16 protein-coding genes and 1 tRNA gene are annotated in these 18494 nt (G+C 59.5%); 8 read left to right on the top strand and 9 right to left on the bottom strand.

The genetic code is table 11. The annotated features are described in order from the left end of the window. Positions 1-314: 314 nt before the first annotated feature. Complete coding sequence (locus ACSQ9D_RS00740) at positions 315-848, top strand: GcrA family cell cycle regulator (protein ID WP_024313157.1); 534 nt, start codon at positions 315-317, stop codon at positions 846-848. Between the two features lie 92 nt (positions 849-940). On the opposite strand, the gene phoB is transcribed toward ACSQ9D_RS00740, so the two are convergent. The 7 genes from phoB to phoR all read right to left on the bottom strand — a co-directional run bounded on the left by phoB (position 941) and on the right by phoR (position 8656). After that, complete coding sequence (phoB, locus tag ACSQ9D_RS00735) at positions 941-1624, bottom strand: phosphate regulon transcriptional regulator PhoB (RefSeq protein WP_007529789.1); 684 nt, start codon at positions 1622-1624, stop codon at positions 941-943. 36 nt (positions 1625-1660) lie between these two features. Beyond that, complete coding sequence (gene phoU, locus ACSQ9D_RS00730; RefSeq protein ID WP_007796220.1) at positions 1661-2374, bottom strand: phosphate signaling complex protein PhoU; 714 nt, start codon at positions 2372-2374, stop codon at positions 1661-1663. A 43-nt stretch (positions 2375-2417) separates the two neighbouring features. After that, entirely contained in the window at positions 2418-3233 is an 816-nt protein-coding gene (gene pstB / locus ACSQ9D_RS00725) for a phosphate ABC transporter ATP-binding protein PstB (RefSeq protein WP_007796217.1), read from the bottom strand. Positions 3234-3247: 14 nt separating this feature from the next. After that, the gene (gene pstA / locus ACSQ9D_RS00720; RefSeq protein WP_436280770.1) at positions 3248-4570 is read right to left on the bottom strand and encodes a phosphate ABC transporter permease PstA; all 1323 of its coding nucleotides are present in this window, start codon (positions 4568-4570) and stop codon (positions 3248-3250) included. Continuing rightward, positions 4567-6048, bottom strand: coding sequence for a phosphate ABC transporter permease subunit PstC (gene pstC / locus ACSQ9D_RS00715; RefSeq protein ID WP_436280769.1), 1482 nt, complete (start codon positions 6046-6048; stop codon positions 4567-4569). The genes pstA and pstC overlap by 4 nt, the downstream gene beginning before the upstream one ends. 150 nt (positions 6049-6198) lie before the next feature. After that, positions 6199-7233, bottom strand: coding sequence for a substrate-binding domain-containing protein (locus tag ACSQ9D_RS00710; RefSeq protein WP_436280768.1), 1035 nt, complete (start codon positions 7231-7233; stop codon positions 6199-6201). A 199-nt stretch (positions 7234-7432) separates the two neighbouring features. Beyond that, the gene (phoR, locus tag ACSQ9D_RS00705) at positions 7433-8656 is read right to left on the bottom strand and encodes a phosphate regulon sensor histidine kinase PhoR (RefSeq protein WP_436283741.1); all 1224 of its coding nucleotides are present in this window, start codon (positions 8654-8656) and stop codon (positions 7433-7435) included. Between the two features lie 235 nt (positions 8657-8891). Between phoR and ppk2 the strand changes: the two genes are divergently transcribed. Next, positions 8892-9773, top strand: a complete 882-nt coding sequence (gene ppk2 / locus ACSQ9D_RS00700; protein ID WP_037114546.1) for a polyphosphate kinase 2 — start codon at positions 8892-8894, stop codon at positions 9771-9773. Position 9774: 1 nt separating this feature from the next. On the opposite strand, the gene ACSQ9D_RS00695 is transcribed toward ppk2, so the two are convergent. Then, positions 9775-10962, bottom strand: coding sequence for a hypothetical protein (locus tag ACSQ9D_RS00695; protein WP_436280767.1), 1188 nt, complete (start codon positions 10960-10962; stop codon positions 9775-9777). Positions 10963-11217: 255 nt separating this feature from the next. Here ACSQ9D_RS00695 and ACSQ9D_RS00690 point away from each other — a divergent pair, with 255 nt between their 5' ends. The 5 genes from ACSQ9D_RS00690 to ACSQ9D_RS00670 all read left to right on the top strand — a co-directional run bounded on the left by ACSQ9D_RS00690 (position 11218) and on the right by ACSQ9D_RS00670 (position 14844). Next, positions 11218-12177 carry an NAD(P)H-dependent flavin oxidoreductase gene (locus ACSQ9D_RS00690; RefSeq protein WP_436280766.1) on the top strand — a complete coding sequence of 320 codons (960 nt, stop codon included), beginning with the start codon at positions 11218-11220 and terminating at the stop codon, positions 12175-12177. A 122-nt stretch (positions 12178-12299) separates the two neighbouring features. Then, positions 12300-12375, top strand: a tRNA-Thr gene (locus ACSQ9D_RS00685). 284 nt (positions 12376-12659) lie between these two features. After that, positions 12660-13022, top strand: coding sequence for a hypothetical protein (locus tag ACSQ9D_RS00680; RefSeq protein ID WP_436280765.1), 363 nt, complete (start codon positions 12660-12662; stop codon positions 13020-13022). 60 nt (positions 13023-13082) lie between these two features. Beyond that, complete coding sequence (gene csgH, locus ACSQ9D_RS00675) at positions 13083-13388, top strand: curli-like amyloid fiber formation chaperone CsgH (protein ID WP_436280764.1); 306 nt, start codon at positions 13083-13085, stop codon at positions 13386-13388. Between the two features lie 136 nt (positions 13389-13524). After that, on the top strand, positions 13525-14844 hold the full coding sequence (locus tag ACSQ9D_RS00670; RefSeq protein WP_436280763.1) for a hypothetical protein: 1320 nt from the start codon (positions 13525-13527) through the stop codon (positions 14842-14844). A gap of 8 nt (positions 14845-14852) precedes the next feature. On the opposite strand, the gene ACSQ9D_RS00665 is transcribed toward ACSQ9D_RS00670, so the two are convergent. Continuing rightward, positions 14853-15977, bottom strand: a complete 1125-nt coding sequence (locus tag ACSQ9D_RS00665) for a helix-turn-helix transcriptional regulator (RefSeq protein ID WP_436280762.1) — start codon at positions 15975-15977, stop codon at positions 14853-14855. Positions 15978-16998: 1021 nt separating this feature from the next. On the opposite strand from ACSQ9D_RS00665, the gene ACSQ9D_RS00660 reads away from it, so the two are divergent. Next, positions 16999-18492 carry an MDR family MFS transporter gene (locus tag ACSQ9D_RS00660; protein ID WP_436280761.1) on the top strand — a complete coding sequence of 498 codons (1494 nt, stop codon included), beginning with the start codon at positions 16999-17001 and terminating at the stop codon, positions 18490-18492. Positions 18493-18494 lie beyond the last annotated feature (2 nt).

Genomic DNA, 18494 nt, shown 5'->3' with positions numbered 1-18494 from the left:
TGCAATGTCAACAAAACTGAGGTTTTGATGCATGCGTCAAGCCGCGATCTGGAGGCTCCGGATCTATCAACAATTAATGTTGCAGAAATGACTCTCGCGCCCAGCAAGTTGGGGAAAACCTGAGAATCGATTCGCCGAGATTCAACCGACTCTTGTCACGGAGTCAGCCTCACACTAGGTTAAAACTCAATTACTAGACTGCATGCGGCGGAACTAGTCACCAAAATCGAGCAAGCGTTTCTTGCTTCGGATACGTCCGAGGCAACGGTGAGGGATTCTGCCTACACCAACGCTAATAAGGCGGAGACAGGGGCATGAACTGGACAGACGAGCGCGTTGAAAAACTGAAGAAGCTGTGGTCAGAGGGCCTGAGCGCCAGCCAGATCGCAGCGCAACTTGGCGGTGTAAGCCGCAACGCCGTCATTGGCAAAGTTCACCGTTTGAGTTTGCCCGGTCGTGCCAAGGCCGGCGGCTCGACGACCACCGTCAGAACGCCCAAGCGCACCACATCGGCGCCGCGCGCACCGAACTACGCATCGCGGATCACCACGCGTACCGTCACCCGCCAGCAGGGTGCAACGATGCTCAAGGAAGAGATCGAGATCGACACGGTCGAGGAAGTCCGCTTCCGCCCGGCCGCAAATGTGGTCGTCCCGATTTCGCGTCGTCTCGGCCTGACGGAACTGACCGAGCGCACCTGCAAGTGGCCGGTCGGCGATCCGCTGAAGGACGATTTCCACTTCTGCGGCTGCGAGTCCCCGGATTCTTCCCCGTACTGCACGTACCATCAGCGCATGGCCTACCAGCCGGTCAATGAGCGCCGCAAGGCCGCTAACCGGGTCGCCTGATGTGGAAGCCGGATAAGGAATAAAGAAAACGGGCCTTCGCGGGCCCGTTTTCTTGTTTCTGAGATGAAAGCCGCTCAGTCCCCATCGAAGCCTTATGCTTCCATGGAATATCCCGCGCCGCGCACGGTGCGGATAACATCCTGCATGTTGGAGAAGTTCAGCGCCTTGCGCAGGCGACCGACATGGACGTCGACGGTGCGTTCGTCCACATAGATATCGTGACCCCAGACGCCGTCAAGAAGCTGCGAACGCGAGAAGACGCGTCCGGGGGACGCCATCAGGAACTCGAGGAGCCGGAACTCGGTTGGACCGAGGCGGACTTCACGGCTCTTGCGATGAACGCGATGCGTCTCGCGGTCGAGCTCGATGTCGCCGCACTTCAGCAGCGTGGAGAGCACCTCCGGCTTGGCGCGACGAAGCATTGCCTTGACGCGCGCGACAAGCTCCGGCGTCGAAAACGGCTTGACGACGTAGTCGTCGGCGCCGGTGGAGAGACCGCGAACGCGTTCGCTTTCCTCGCCACGAGCCGTCAGCATGATGATGGGAAGGCGCTCGGTTTCCGGCCGCATCCGCAGACGCCGGCAGAGCTCGATGCCGGACACACCCGGCAGCATCCAATCCAGGATCAAAAGGTCTGGCGTGCGTTCCTGCAGCCGGATCTCGGCCTCGTCGCCACGCAGGATGGTATCGACCTCAAAACCTTCAGCTTCAAGGTTATAGCGAAGAAGCACGCTCAGTGCTTCTTCGTCTTCAACGACAGCTACTTTAGGGATCATTCGTTTTGGTCTCCTGGGGGCGCGGTCGCAGAACGACTATTCCGTGACAGCGCCGACGGTGTTGGCGGTATCGTCCTTCGGACGTTCGCCTTCCGGCTGAGCACCGGTGGCCATGTAATAGATGGTCTCGGCAATGTTGGTGGCGTGGTCGCCGATACGCTCGATGTTCTTGGCACAGAACAGAAGATGCGTGCAGCTGGTGATGTTGCGCGGATCTTCCATCATGTAGGTGAGCATCTCACGGAACAGCGAGGTGTACATCGCGTCGATTTCCTCGTCGCGCTCGCGGATCGACTTTGCCTTGTCGGCAGCACGGCTCGTATAGACGTCGAGGACTTCCTTGAGCTGGACGAGCGCCAGTTCGGAAAGGTGCTCGAGGCCGCGGGCGAGCTTGCGCGGCACGCCGGCACTCTGGACAGCAATGACGCGCTTGGCGGTGTTCTTGCCGAGATCGCCGACGCGCTCAAGATCGGCCGCAATGCGGATCGAACCCATGATCTCGCGGAGGTCGGCCGCCATCGGCTGGCGACGGGCGATCGTAACGATTGCCTTGTCACCGATCTCGCGTTCGGCGTGGTCGAGGATCACGTCGTCAGAAATGACCTTCTGGGCCAGGGCCGTATCGCCGTTTACAAGCGCGCGAACGGCATCCGAGACCATCTGCTCGGCCAGGCCGCCCATTTCCGAGATACGGCGGGACAGGAACTTCAAATCATCGTCGTAGGCAGAAAAGATATGTGTCGATGCCATAGGGATCATCCTTGAATATCGTGAGTGTTACCGACGCCGGCGATCAACCGAAGCGCCCCATGATGTAGTCCTGGGTGCGCGGATCGTCCGGGTTGGTGAACATCTTGTCGGTATCGTTCTCCTCGACGAGGTTGCCGAGGTGGAACATGGCGGTGCGCTGCGAAACACGGGCCGCCTGCTGCATCGAGTGCGTCACGATGACGATCGTATAGTTCTCGCGAAGCTCGTGGATCAGCTCCTCGACCTTTGCCGTCGCAATCGGATCGAGCGCAGAGCACGGCTCGTCCATCAGGATCACTTCAGGGCTCACGGCAACGGCGCGGGCGATGCAGAGGCGCTGCTGCTGGCCACCGGAAAGGCCGGTGCCGGCTTCATGAACGCGATCCTTCACCTCGTTCCACAGGCCGGCGCGCTGCAAGCTGAGTTCGACGATCTGGTCCATGTCGGCCTTCGACTTGGCGAGGCCGTGGATGCGCGGGCCGTAGGCGACATTCTCATAGATCGTCTTCGGGAATGGGTTCGGCTTCTGAAACACCATGCCGACACGGGCACGCAGTTCCACGACGTCGATATCCGGATCGTAGATATCGTCACCGTCGAGCGTGATCTTGCCGGTGACGCGGCAACCGTCGATCGTGTCGTTCATACGGTTCAGGCTGCGCAGGAAGGTGGATTTGCCGCAGCCCGAAGGGCCGATGAGGGCCGTCACCGTGTTTTCGCGGATGTTCAGCTTGACGTCGAAGAGCGCACGCTTCTCGCCGTAGTAAACCGAGACGTCCTGGCCGATCATCTTATAGGGAACAGTATTCATCTTCTGATCCAGCGCCTTCTCAACTGCTGCTTCCGTCAACATGTTCATAATGTCTACTCCGTTTACCAGCGGCGCTCAAAGCGACGACGCAAGAGGATGGCTCCGAAGTTCATGACGATCAGGAACAGGAGCAGGACGATGATGGCACCCGACGTGCGTTCGACGAACGCGCGTTCGGCTTCGTTGGCCCACATATAGACCTGCACCGGCAGGGCCGTCGAAGGATCCATGGGCGTCGCCGGAGCGTTGGCGACGAACGCGACCATGCCGATCAAAAGGAGCGGCGCGGTCTCGCCGAGCGCGTGCGCCAGGCCGATGATGGTGCCGGTCAGGATGCCGGGCATCGCAAGCGGCAGCACGTGGTGAAAGACCATCTGCATCTTGGAGGCGCCGAGGCCGAGAGCGGCCGCCCGGATCGACGGCGGCACGGCTCGCAGTGCCGCGCGGGTTGCGATAATGATGGTCGGCAGCGTCATCAGGCTCAACACCAGGCCACCTACCAACGACGCGGAACGCGGCAGGCCAGCGAAGTTGATGAAGACGGCAAGACCGAGCAGACCGTAGACGATCGAGGGAACGGCTGCGAGGTTGTTGATGTTCACCTCGATCAGGTCCGTCAGCTTGTTCTTCGGCGCGAACTCTTCGAGGTAGATCGAAGCGGCAACGCCGATCGGCAGCGCAAGGGCGAGCACGATCAGCATCAGGTAGAGCGAACCGATCAGCGCAACGCCAAGGCCCGCGGCTTCCGGACGGCTGGAGTTGCCGTTGACGAAGAGGCCGGTGTTGAACTGCTTGTGCAGGGTACCGCTGGCGGCCAGCTGGTTCATCCAGCCAACCTGCTTGTCGTTCACCTTGCGGTTCTTTTCGTCCACCTTGAGGTCGATCTGACCCTTGTGGGCAGAGTCGATATTCGCGTCGGCAAGCAGCGTCACATTGACCGTCTTGCCGATGAGCGACGGATCGGCCGCGACCATGTCGCGCAACTGGATCGGCGCACCCTTGGAGATCATCGCCGTCGCATCACGCACATCAGGACGGCTCGATGCATTCAGGTTCAGCGCCTTGATCATCGCGTCGCGGATGAGAACCGGGTAGTTCGCGGCAATCAGCACGGACGGATCGGTCGCCCGCTTGTTGTTCGGGTCGATCGTTTTCTCGCTGAATTCGATCGGCAACGTGATCGCCGTCTGCTGAAAGGCCGTGTAGCCTTTGCTGATGACGCTTGTCAGAAGGATTGCCAGGAAGATCAAGCCAAAGGAGATCGCGGCTATGCCATAGGCACGGAACCGGCGTTCGGCGGCATAGCGGCCCTTCAGACCGATGTCGCGACGTTCAGGCGCCTTCGAAACGACAACGCCTTGAACCGGAGAAACAATATCCGTCATTCGTACTGCTCCCGGTATTTGCGCACAATGTAGAGCGCGTAGATGTTGAGGCAAAGCGTGATGAAGAACAGCGTGATGCCGAGGGCGAAGGCGACCAGCGTCTGCGGCGAGGTAAACTCTAGGTCGCCGGTCAGCTGGTTGACGATCTTGACTGTTACTGTCGTCATCGGCTCGAAAGGATTGAGCTGGATGCGCGCTGCGACGCCCGCCGCCAGCACCACGATCATGGTTTCGCCGATGGCGCGCGAGGCTGTCATCAGAAGCGCGCCGACGATGCCGGGCAGCGCTGCGGGAAGCACGACCTTCTTGATCGTTTCCGAGCGAGTCGCGCCGAGCCCGAGGGAACCGTCGCGCAGGGCACCCGGCACTGCGGTGATGATATCGTCCGACAGCGACGAAACGTACGGGATCAGCATGATGCCCATGACGATACCCGCCGTCAGAACGCTCTGCGCCTGAATGAAGTTCGTATAGTTGCCGGAGAGGAGGCCGCTCACCTGCGAAGACAGGTCGCGCAGGAAGGGGCCGACGGTGACGAGCGCGAAGAAGCCGTAAACGATCGTCGGAATACCGGCGAGGACCTCAAGCAGTGGCTTTGCAATAGACCGGACCCTTTGGGCAGCGTATTCAGCCATGTAGATCGCCGCGAAGAGACCGACAGGCACTGCCACCAGCATTGCAACGAAACCGATGTAGAGCGTGCCGAGCAAAAGCGGGATCAAGCCGAATTGCCCGAAGGACGAGCTGCCGGCACCGGCAAAGCGCGGATCCCAGACCGTACCAAAGAAGAAGTCTGCGGCAGGAACGGCCGCGAAGAAATGTGCAGCTTCTGTCAGCATCGACAAAACGATACCGATCGTCGTCAGGATGGCGATCGACGACGCCAAGAGCAGGCCCCAGAGCATGACGCGTTCGACGCGGTTTCGTGCACGGAACCGCGGAGCGACTTTTCGAAGCGCATAGAATGCGCCGGCAACGGCAAGGACGAGAACGAGCGCCGTCATGACGAGGCGGCTGGAGCCGGATTCAGCATTCAGCTTCTGCGCTGCGTCGATCATGTAGGGCTGCGGCTGACCGGCAAGGGGAACACCCTTCGCAGCAAGCTTTGCCTGGAGGCCCGCCGGATCGCTGGCAGCACCGCTGATCTCCTCCGAGGTGAGCAGCGGCAGGCCGCGCGCGATCGCGCTGACCATCCCGTAGTTCAGGTTCTGCTGCGCAGCAGGCTGCGCCTTGACGTCATCCGGGAAGGCGCCACGGACGGAAGATTCAATAATTGAAGGGCTGATTGCCAGCCACGCGCACAGCAGGAGCAGTGCCGGAAGTATCGTCCAGATAGCGGCATAGGCGCCATAATAGCCCGGTCGCGAATGCAGCGCGGAGGACTTGCCTCCCGCAAGTGCCGTAGCGCGGCTGCTGGCTGCCAGAAAGGCAACGGCGCCCAGCACCACGAGGCACAGGAGTATGACGGATGTACTCATTCGTAAGGTCCCCAGGCCCTTTGACCCCAAAAAGCGGAAACGGCAGGCGGACCGATCCGGCTCTCAAACTTGGAGAAGTTCAAACCCCGTCCCAACTGGCGGGACAAGGCAATGCCGGCGCGATCTTGGTGATCGCGCCGGCAAAGGTCATTACATGGTCTTGCCGTCTTCAACCGACTTGCGGATCGCGTCGCGCTCTGCATCGGGAGCAGCAACGAGGCCGTACTCGACGAGCGGGCTATCCGGGCCGATCATCGGCTCCGAAACGAAGAAGTTGACGTATTCCTTCAGGCCCGGGATGACGCCGAGGTGTGCCTTCTTGACGTAGAAGAACAGCGGGCGGGAAACCGGGTACGTGCCGTCGGAGATCGTTTCGGTCGACGGAACGATACCGTTGACGGTTGCGACCTTCAGCTTGTCGGCGTTGTTTTCATAGAAGGAAAGGCCGAAGACGCCAACGCCGGTCTTGTTGGCAGCGATGCGTGCCAGCGTTTCCGGATAGTCGCCGTCGATGTCGACAGCAGCGCCGTCCTTGCGGACTGCGACGCAAGCCTTGGTCTGAGCAGCAGCCTCGGAAATCGCAGCCTTGATGACGTCCAGGGCGCCGGAGGCCTTGCAGCCGGCTGCGAGAACGTTCTGTTCGAAGACTTCGCGGGTGCCGTGCTTTTCGCCTGGGATGTAGGCAGCGATGTCAACAGCCGGGAGCTTCGGATTAACTTCCGACCATTTCTTGTACGGGTTGTTGACGAGCTTGCCGTCAACGACGACCTGAGCGGCCAGAGCCTTGTAGATGTCGGCCGGAACGTAGGCAACGTCCGGGTTGGACGAGTCGGTTGCGAAGACGATGCCGTCATAGCCGATCTTCACTTCCTGGATGTCGGTTACGCCGGCAGCCTTGCAGGCATCCAGTTCCTTGGCGTTGATCGGACGCGAAGCGTTGGCAACGTCGATGGTGTCCGGGCCAACGCCCTTGCAGAATTCCTTGAGGCCAGCGCCCGTGCCGCCGGATTCAACGACCGGCGTCTTGAAGTCCTTGAAGGTTTCGCCAAAGGTTTCGGCAACGATCTTGGCGTAAGGCAGGACGGTGGACGAACCAGCAACCTGAACCTGGTCGCGAGCAACAGCCGCGCCAGCAAAAGCGGCGGAAGCAGCAAGTGCAGCGACCGTAAGTTTAAAAGCGTTCATAACAATCTCCCGGGCATATAGCGGTCTGAGTGCGGCCTTGAGCGGCCCTTGGCGGTGCCGTCTTCATCAGCGGCCCGCTCTCTTTAGCCCCTGATGACCAGAGCTTTTATGTCATTTTGACGAAACATTTGTGACAGATTACACTATTGAATATATTTGATAAAATTCGCGCACACAGACAAACGCCTGCAGTTTTATGTCAAAAGCGCACGGTGAAACTCGTTCCCTTGCCGACTTCCGACTTGACGATCAGGCGCGCCCGGTGCCGCGTCAGGATGTGCTTGACAATGGCAAGGCCCAACCCCGTGCCCTTCTTCGAGCGACTATCCTCGATGCTCACGCGGTAGAATCGCTCCGTCAGACGCGGCACGTGCTCGGCCGGAATACCCGGCCCCTTGTCGACGACGGCGACCTCCACCGGCTCGCCCTGACCATTTTTCAGGAACACATCCACCGCCTTTCCCTCCTGCCCGTATTTGCAGGCATTTTCTATCAGGTTTTCAAAGACCTGCACCAGCTCGTCGCGGTCGCCGAGCACCTCTGCTTTGCCTTGCGGAAGATGCAGAGCGATCTCAACGCCGACGTCATTTGCCAACGGTACCAGCGAGTCCCTGACGTGGCCGAGAAGGGGAACGAGGTCTACCTTCTGATCCGGGGCGATATGTGACTTGAGCTCGAGGCGCGAAAGGGACAGCAGGTCGTCGACGAGACGGCTCATGCGGGTGGTCTGATCGAGCATGATGCCGAGAAAGCGCTCCTGCGCTTTCACATCATTCTTTGCCGGTCCCTGGATGGTCTCGATGAAACCGCGCAGGGACGCGAGCGGCGTGCGCAACTCATGGCTGGCATTGGCGACAAAATCGGAGCGCATGCGGTCGATGCGACGGACTTCGGAAATATCCCGAAAAGAAACCACAAAGAACCGCTCATCCGCAGGCTGCTGCCCATCAAGGATCACGGGCGCGCTGCGGACGATGTAGACGCGCTCGGATGGCAGACGTTCGGAATGCTCGATCTGGTTCGGGGCATTGGTCGCTATCGTTTCACTGATCATGTCGAGGACGCCAGGAGAGCGCAGGCGAGCGGAAATATGTGCACCAATGGTGACCTCGCCAAAATCCTTTTCGGCAGCGCGATTCTGGTAAAGCACCGAGGCGTCGCCGGAGAGCACCATGACCGGCACATCGAGCGCCTCCAGCGTCGCGGTAACCTCTGCCAAGCGGTTGCCGGCAGTTTCGACAGTCTCGGGAACGGGTTCCAGCGGGACTTCCTGGATGATCGGAACCGCGTGCCACAAGGCCGTAGTGATCATCAGTAGCAAAAGACCGAGCACAACCCACTTGTTCGCGCCTGCGGCAAGAGCGAGCAGTGCGATCAGCAGCGCCACGAGCAGGACGGGGCGCTCCTGCCGAATGCGCAAAATCAGGCTTCGTGTCCATGGCGTCTCGTCTTCCAACTGCCCCTCGCGATCTCGACTCGTACTTCTATCTTCAAACTCTGCCTGATAGCCGTGAATCATGACAGAAGTTTTCGGCTGCAACGAGCAGACGGAAAAGCCGTGACGGGAACGCACAGGAATTACCGCAAACTGCAAGACATTTGATTTTTAACGAGAAATATGGTCGCCTGCATTCGAAGCTCACAGCGGGGGAGAAGCCATGGCCGATGATGTCGAAAGTAGAGCCGTCGAACTGGACATCCGCGGAAAGAAGCGTGTCTTCGACGTCGACGATCCCGTGCTGCCGGACTGGGTCGACGAGGCGGCCCTGCAATCCGGCGACTACCCGTACAACAAGAAGCTCCAGGAAGAGGAATACCTTGAGGAACTGGAGAAGCTGCAGATCGAACTGGTCAAGGTGCAGTTCTGGCTGCAGGCCACTGGCAAGCGGGTATTGGCCCTTTTCGAGGGACGAGATGCGGCGGGCAAGGGCGGCGCGATTTCCGCCTCGTCGGCTCATATGAATCCTCGCCTCGCCCGCGTAGTTGCCTTGACCAAACCCACCGAACGCGAAGCCGGGCAGTGGTATTTCCAGCGCTACGTCGCGCAATTCCCGACTGCCGGCGAGTTCGTGCTCTTCGACCGGTCCTGGTACAACCGTGCCGGCGTCGAGCCCGTCATGGGCTTCTGCACGCCGAAACAATATGAAGACTTCCTGAACCAGGCGCCTCAGCTCGAGAAGATCATCGCCCATGAGGGCATCTTCTTCTTCAAATTCTATCTCGATATCGGCCGCGAGATGCAACTGAAGCGCTTCCACGATCGACGCCACGATCCTCTCAAGGTCTGGAAACTGTCATCGATGGATATCGCGGCGCTGACGAAATGGGGCGACTACAGCGAGAAACGCGACCGCATGCTGAAGGAGACGCATACGGAATTTGCGCCGTGGACGGTCATTCACGCCAATGACAAGCGTCGCGCCCGCCTGAACCTGATCCGTCACATGCTGAAGACGATGGATTACGACGGCAAGGAGAAGGACGCGATCGGCAAACTCGACGATAAAATCATCGGCGCGGGCCCCCATTTCCTGAAATAGACTATTGCCCGGGCAGGATTCGCACGGCGTAGAGGTTGATGCCCCGCGCCTTGCCGTCGACGTCGCTGTTGATCATAAGGCTTCCCGCAGAGTTCGGCGCCAGCGATCGATCGAAGCGGACCTGGAGCAGCACGTCCGACTTCTGCCTGGTGACGGAGAAGCGATGGCGGGCGCAATCGCCGAGCGACTGGAAATCGCATTCCACCGTAATCTGCGTCGGTTCGTCGGACGTCGATTGCAGCGTGATCGCAATCGTCGAGGACTTGCCGGCCAGCTGCTGCAGCACATCGGCAGGCACGTTGATACTGACATTGCCGTCACTGCCATTGCTCTGCGAAATCAGGCGCACGGCCGGGCCGTCATTTTCCGCGACATTCTGGGTTTGAGATTGTGCGCCAGTCTTGATCTTATCCGCGTCGGACGGCTTGAAAACCTCGATCCAATCGGCAGAGAACGAATTCTGCGGGTCGATCGCGACGGGCGCCGCATTATCGCCCGCAGCAGCGTTATCGCTACTGCCGTCGGCGCCGTCGAAGTCTTCCGGTTGCGTGCTCGCCGGCGGATTGGCAACGCTTGTATCTCGTTCTGCGGCGGTCATCAGCAAGCCCGATGAATATACCCACCAGGCGCCCATGCCGATGAAGGCAAGAAGCACGCAGGCGACGAGCAGCCGGGAGAAGAACTTGCGCGGCTTGCGCCGAACCGCCGCGCGCTCCGGCCGGAAGTCCATCTGAGCCGGCTTTCGTTCCGCAGCCGGCGCCTCAGCAACCGGCGCAACGCCGAGATGATCCCCGCTACCGGCACGCACGCCGGCGAGGCTGGATTCGTCGTCGAAGCGCGGATCCGTGACGGAATGCTCGCGGGTCTCGCCGCCGATCGAGACGTTCGCGACCTCTTCCTCTGCCACGTGGGCAGCGGGGTTCGGCATTTCCACCACTGGTGGAACAGGAATTTCCGGCGGTCCCTGGCGCGGATGAAGGCGCTCGCGCTCCTCCGCTTCGATCATGTGAATCGTCGTTTCGAGCCTGTGGCGATGATAGGCAACCGCTTCCGCGTCGGTGATGTCCTGCTTGCGAAGACCGGCTTCGAGCGCCTGGCGCGCGGACTGATATATTTTTGCACGGACTTCGGGATTGTCGCGATCGGCCTTGCTGAGCGCCGTTCTGATAGCCGTTTCTAATCCGCTCACATCCGGTCCTTTACTCTGAGACTGGGCCTTATCCCTAACAGTTCGTTAATGCGGTAACCGCTGCCACAGCAAATCGCAAGCCTCGCCCGGCCTTCGGATTGCATCGGCGGGGGATAACGCACGGTTGCCGCACGCCGTCTTATGTCCTTGCAAGAATAGCCGATATTTGTGGAATCGATAGAGCGAGCTTTTCCTCTGCCACAGTCTCTGCTATCACATTGACGTTTTCGTAAACGTCAATTCTCACGGTGTCTCATGGCCCTGCCCCCGATCCTGACCCAGAATCTCAGATTGCCGATCGTCGCCTCCCCGCTTTTCATCATTTCGCATCCGGCGCTGACGCTGGCGCAGTGCAAGGCTGGGGTTGTTGGCGCCTTTCCGGCGCTGAACGCACGGCCGGAGAGCCAGCTCGACGAATGGCTTGCCATGATCACCGAGGACCTGGCCGCTTACAACGCTGCAAACCCCGAACGGCCGGCTGCTCCGTTTGCCGTCAACCAGATAGTCCATATGTCGAACAAGCGGCTGGAGCACGATCTCAGGCTCTGCGTCAAATACAAGGTGCCTGTTGTCATCTCGTCGCTCGGCGCCGTGCCGGAGGTGAATGCCGCTGTGCATTCCTACGGCGGCATCGTGCTCCACGACGTCATCAACAACCGGCATGCGAACTCGGCCATCCGCAAGGGCGCCGACGGGCTGATCGCCGTCGCGGCCGGTGCCGGCGGCCATGCCGGCACGCTTTCTCCCTTTGCTCTTGTCCAGGAAATCCGCGAATGGTTCGACGGGCCGCTGCTGCTTGCCGGCGCGATCGCCAATGGCGGCGCGATCCTCGCGGCACAGGCCATGGGAGCCGACATGGCCTATATCGGCACTCCCTTCATCGCGACCGAAGAGGCGCGCGCCTCGGAAGCCTACAAGCAGGCGATTGTCGACGGCATGGCGAACGACATCGTCTACTCCAACTACTTCACCGGCGTGCATGGCAATTATCTCAAGCCGTCGGTCAGGGCGGTCGGCCTCGACCCCGACGACCTGCCGGCCGCCGATCCCTCGAAAATGGATTTCGAACAGGCCGTCGGCGGCGCCAAGGCATGGAAGGACATTTGGGGCAGCGGACAAGGCATCGGCGCCGTCAAGGCCATCGAACCTGTTGGCAAGCTCGTCGACCGGCTCGAAGCCGAATATAAGGCTGCCCGGACGCGACTGTCACTCTAGGGCAGATTTCCACAGCGCCCTTCTTTTTTGCCGAAGAGGCAACAGGGGCGCTTGAAATCTTCAAACAATGCCTGTATCAGCCCCATGCAAATCGCGGGCCGCATCGTTCGGCCGCAGGGATTGCCGCTTTAGCTCAGTCGGTAGAGCACATCATTCGTAATGATGGGGTCACGTGTTCGAGTCACGTAAGCGGCACCATCTCTTTCTAAATCGTGTGGAGGCGCATCGCGGTTGCCCAACGTATCGTTGCAGCGACGACCTCAGGAACTATAGATCTCCAGCCTACTTCTCTGGCAAATGTCACTAATGGCATAGTTGCAGAAGCACTTGCCGCCCCCCTCGTCACTAAGCGACACCACATTCCTTGGCGCAAACGGGGAATTCACCCATTCCATTAGGTAAGCTTTGAAACCCGCGCGCGAGTGGCGATGCGGTAGTGTCTCTCATCCGTCAATTCCGACGGGAGGAAGAGGAGAGATACAATGAAAATCAAGGGCCTAGTAATTGCAACCGTGTTTGCGCTTTCGTCGATCTCCGGCGTATTCGCTGCGGATAATCAGTCCATCACGGAACAGAGCGGCTGGGGCAACTTCGCTGGCACAAGCCAGCATGGCAAAGGCAACTTCAGCTACACTGGTCAGCGCGGCGGCTGGAATGACGCGTCAACTTTTCAACGTGGCAAATACAACGAATCCGTAACCCTACAAAGAGGTTTCGGTAACGACTCGTATACCGAACAAACGGGAAGAGGAAACATGTCTTTTACCGGGCAGTTTGGTCATGGCAACGACTCTCAGACCTATCAGTCCGGCGTCGGCAACAATTCGATCACCATTCAACACTAGTCGAGTTCAGTTGAAGGTCAGCGGCGATGCCGCTGACCTCTTTCCCGACGGAGTCCTACAATGATTGCGGCCCTCCCACCCGTACATTGCATCATCGAGCACCATAAGGAGACTGGCGGCGCCATGACCCTGGTCCCGACGATCGAAAGCGATGGTCGCGGTGAAGGAAGCTACCAGTTCGAGATCTTCTCGAATTCCAATGGCAACACCTCAAGCAATGTTCAAGGCGGTGATTTCCAGAAGGATGACCCAGGACGGCTTGCGCTTTCGCGATCGACTGTCTCGGTGTCGCCGAGCGGATGGAGCGCAAGGCTTACCGTCTACGGTCCGAACGGCGAGAAGCTTTGCGTCGTGTCGGTGCCGTGACATTTATGCACCGTTCGTGTGAACTTTCCCGACAGGGGAAATCGTGGCTAATTGATTGTATACTAAATTATAATAGTAATAGACCTCAGTGTGTCGTGTCGGGGTGCTTCGGCGGCCATATTGGGGTGACAAGAGAATGCGGATCTGCCTTGCTGTTCAGTCGCGCAAACTGGCTGCGATCATTGCTGCGGCTCTGGCAAGCCTTGCAAGCACCACCTCCATTGCCGTTGCGGACGACATCAAACTGACGCCAACGGCGCAGAACGAGGAAACCGCGCCAAGCCTAACGATCGGGACCGGCATCAACTGGCTGAGCCTGCCAAGCTGGGGTTCGCGCCGGCCCGATTTCTTCGGAAGCGGAGACAGCAGGGTCGTTGACGACGGTCTCAACCTCGGCATCAGCCTGGATCTGCCGCTTGGGCAGATTGGATCGCAGCCGCTTATCCTGGAGTGGAACGGCAGCATCGCAGACCTTTCTTCCGATTCCACGGACCGAACAAGCCTTGCCGGGCAAAATTCGCTAAACCTGAGCTATGGCAACTCGGCGAACGGCAGCATCAATACTCTGACGGCATCACCTACGGGCACGCTGCCTGCGGCCGCGGTGGCAGATGTCACGGTAAACGACAGCGCGGGGGGGACGGCGCACATCCACTCCGACGCGTCATCGTCGCTTGCTGATGGCCGGATTACACAATTTGCTTCGAGCAGTTCGGTTGCCGGCGGCGTATTTACCGCGCTCGTGACCAATGGCGGCACCCCAAGTGCCGCAGCCTATGCTGCCTATGCCGACAATACCGGTATCACACTGGCCGCCACCGGCGATCTCAGCAACAGCGCTATCGTCGATGAGCGCAGCGAGGATGCCACAGTGATCGATCAGACGCTGCTACTCGGCGCTCCGATCGATCTCCAAGGCGGCTGGACGATTACGCCCAAATTCGGCCCGATGTATCGCTCCATCGATCGCGACGTGGATTTTCGCAGGACGCTCGTCATAGGGGCCAGCATTCCTGGCATGGTAGTCCCCGAGATCGGCGTCGGGCAGACCGACGAACTTGATGCGCGCTATGTCGGCGCCCTCGCGGAACTGGGCATAAGCAGGGCGCTGCAGCCGGATCTCAGCGTCTCGTTCGATGCGAGATTTGGGGGCGCTTACCTCCATTCTCACTATCGAAGCCATTATTCTGCAATTCTGCCAAGTGTATCGACGGGCGCTTTCGACTTTGTCTCCGAAACGCGCGATGACGCCAGCCTGCTTGCCGGCGTGGGCGCCGGGCTGCGCTACGCGCCAAGCGAGAACCTGGTGGTCGGCTTGGACGCCGGCGTGAACTTCGTCAACAAAGTACCGACGATCAACTATGTCGCGGATGCCGGTGGTGGCGTATCGCCCACTATCGGCATGAGTCACGCGATCGACTACAACGTTTCCGTCAGCATTACCTGGCGGTTCTGAGCAACACGTCAGCACATCGCGGAGAGCATCGACAGGCAGTGGAGAAATTGCGTCTGCCGGTTCACCCCGACGCGTGCCATCGCGGAGGCAAGCTGGTTGTGTACCGTGTTCTTTGAGACCCCGCGTTGCCGCGCGATCTCCGATGCCGTTTCTCCCCTCAAAAGGCAATATGCGAGATCGGCCTCTGTCGGTGTCAGGCCAAAGATGGACTTGATGGTGTCTGGTGCCAACAGGCTGTTTCCACCAAGTTCGCGTATCGTGAGCATGTAAACACGCTCGTTGGTGGCAAAGACGTTTTTAAATTGCGATCCTAGGCCAACACGTCCCGACAGCGCATCGACACTGACGAGCCATTTGATGTTCTTAACCTTGTCCTCGACCCAGGCAACATGGCGAACGCGTCCATGCGACGCCGCCATGCCGATCAGACGAGCAACCTCATCCTGAAGAGCGGTATCGACAAAATCGATCACCGAGTCGCTATATTCGACGAGCAGATGCGACGCTTCGACAAATTTCTCGAAACTCCCGTTCGCGAGGCGCACCTGATAGTCTTCCGTGATGATAGCAGAGGGAGCCGAGGAACTGAAGAAGGCACTCTCCATGTGCGCGGATTTCTCCCGCTCCAGAAGTGTGGTTTTCTGTATAGCAAAGGCCGTCTGAAAGTGCGGCAGCAATTTCATCAGCGTTTCGGCCGCTCTGTCCGTTTCGCTTCGACCACCCCGATCGAAATGAAGCACGAGTGCAATGCGGCGCCCGCCTTCCTTGACGAGGACGAGTATAAGAAGGCTGCCCTCGGCACCAAAACACTCGCGCACAGGCACGTCCCATTGCGGATTGAGCTTGGCCTTCAAATCGATCGTCAGGAACGCCCCTTGCCCCAGGGTGAGCGTCGCTGCATGCAATGCGGCTATCATCGGCGGATTGCAGAGGGAGGCTTTCGGAACGCCCTTTGCAAACACGCTCGCGCGCCGATCCTCCGCCCCTTTGAAGCCCACGACTGCACCTGCCGCAGCCTTGGTGATGTCGATCAGCTCCGCTATGACCTTTTCCCATTCAGGCGGGCTCACAACGGTTTCGTAGATCAACTGCACCAGGGGCAAGCAGATGTCTTCACCAAAGCTATTGATCATCGGACCCACTCCAATGCTGTGGCGAATTTCCAGCGTTTCACGTACGGCCCGCGTCGTTTCATAACGCCGTCCGCCCGATAGTGTATACAGCAGCACAATTGCCGCGCTTTCACCTCTATGAGTGTTTCAGACGACCTTCATCCCGGTCCGACCGTGCGGTCGAAGGTGGTTCCCAGCCACTCGCCTGTTGGCTCCATTGCCCCGGCGGCCTTTAGGAAAGGCCGAAGGGAAGCCAAGTCTCTGTTTGAAACATCGGATGTCTCCTCCAGATTGTTTTTTATATCTTCAAGTCGTACGGCCGACGCCGACAACAAGCAACACGCTCATTTGGCCAAAGACCAAACCGAGCCATAGAAGCAGCTACCATGTCGAGAATAATCCCAACATCACCTCTAAAAACCTAGAGCTTTCTAAGAATAGCATGCGCCTTCCTGTTGTAAAATGCCTAACATCTATCCACTTCTTACAACAATAGGGGTATATATTATTGCAATCTAGTAGAAGCAGCCGACAGCCGGTAATTGAATTTTAACTCTGTTCCATCATCCAGCTGAGGTTGCGACTTCTGAAGCAGGTGTCGCGCGATGCGCATGCCGCTCCCCTTTATATGCCTCATTCCTCTCTAAATGCCTTCATCGGTTGGTCGGTGAATGGTTTGATGAACTATGCGTGGGCGGTTCGCTTGGCGGTTGGACGAGACTTCGACGGGCATTCCGAGGATGAGCTTGCTGTCCTTGAGGAGGGTTTTGTCGGCAAGCGAGAGCGACGGGAGGAGAAGAGCTGGTCGGGGGCGCAATCGAGGATGGTTGCGGCGGCGGCGACCTCGACGGTCCGGTCCAGATGCCGCGCACTGGCCACCTTCGCCGCGACGCAGGAAAACGGCACTCGTAGCCAAATGGATAATAATTGACGCCTTTGGCCCGGCGGCATAGAACGGTGCAACACTTCGCGCCGGCGCGTTTCCGCCTAGCCGACTTGCCGAGCATTTCCGGCACTTTGCGGAGTACCCGGAGAAGATGTCATGCCCACTACAGCTCAGCGCTCGAACCGTGCGCTCGTCGTCGCCGTCATCATGCTCGCGACCTTCATGGTCGCCATCGAGGCAACGATCGTCGCGACCGCAATGCCTAAGATCGTCGGGCAGTTGGGCGGTTTTACCTACTACAGCTGGGTCTTCTCGGCGTTTCTTCTGGCGCAGTCGACGACAACCGTCATCTATGGCAAGCTTTCGGACATCTTCGGGCGCAAGCCGGTGCTGATCGCCGGCATTCTGATCTTTCTCGTCGGCTCCCTGTTCTGCGGCCTTGCGTGGTCGATGGCGTCGCTGATCGTCTTCCGCCTGCTGCAGGGGCTCGGCGCCGGGGCGATCCAGCCGGTAACGATGACGATCATTGGCGACCTCTTCACGCTGGAGGAGCGGGGTCGCGTGCAAGGGATCATGGCGACTGTGTGGGCCACGTCGGCGGTCGTCGGGCCGCTCGCAGGCGGTGTGATCGTTGACACCATTTCCTGGGCCTGGATCTTCTGGATCAACCTGCCGATCGGCATCGTGTCGATCGCCGCCTTCGCCCTCTTCCTCAAAGAATCGGTCGCACATAAGCAAGCTAAGATCGATTATCTCGGCGCCATTCTGTTTTCGATCGCCGTCATCGCATTGCTCGTCATCCTCACAGAGGCCGCGGGGGCCAAGGCGTGGGTATTGGTGTCGCTCGCCCTAGTCTTCTTCGTTGCCGCCATCCTTTTCCTGCGGCAGGAGAAACGAGCGGCAGAGCCGATCATTTCCATCGCTCTCTGGAGCCGCCGGCTGGTTGCGACCAGCAACGCCGCGACGCTGTTGGCCGGAATGGCGCTGATCGGCCTGTCGACGGTATTGCCCATGTACGTCCAGGGCGTCCTCGGGCGGTCGTCGATCGTGGCCGGCTTTACCTTGACCATGCTGGTTGTCGGCTGGCCGCTGGCGGTAATGCTCTCCAGCCGCTTCTTCAAGGCGTTCGGCATCCGCCGGACATTGCGGGTCGGGAGCCTGATGTTTCCCTTCGGTGCGTCCTTCCTGCTACTGCTGACGCCCGACAGCCATCCCGCGCTTGCTGGAGCAGGCTCGTTTTTCATGGGCTTCGGCATGGGGCTGATCAGCCTCACCAGCATCGCGCTCGTGCAGGACAGCGTCGAATGGTCGATGCGTGGCAGCGCCACTGCCTCGATCATATTCGCCCGCAGCCTCGGCAATACGCTCGGCGCAACCGTGCTCGGCGCCATTCTCAATGCCGGCATCAACCATTATGCCGCCGGCGATGCAGCAAGCTCGCTGCATGATGTACTAAACCAGCCAACCGGGCTTTCCGAATTGGCGGCCGATCCCGCGATCCGCGCGGTTTTCGATGCCTCGCTTCACTGGACGTTCTGGGGTGTGACCGTGGTTGCCGTACTGACGTTCCTGTCGGCCTGGCTCATTCCAGTGGGACGTGAACACGGCCGGACGCGGGTGGCGTCAGCGGCCAGCGAAGCGTCGCACTAGAT

This window comes from Rhizobium sp. LjRoot258 (assembly GCF_964254185.1).
GTDB lineage: Bacteria > Pseudomonadota > Alphaproteobacteria > Rhizobiales > Rhizobiaceae > Rhizobium.
Note: the sequence above shows the minus strand (reverse complement) of the source record. Positions and strands in the feature narration are given on the sequence as shown.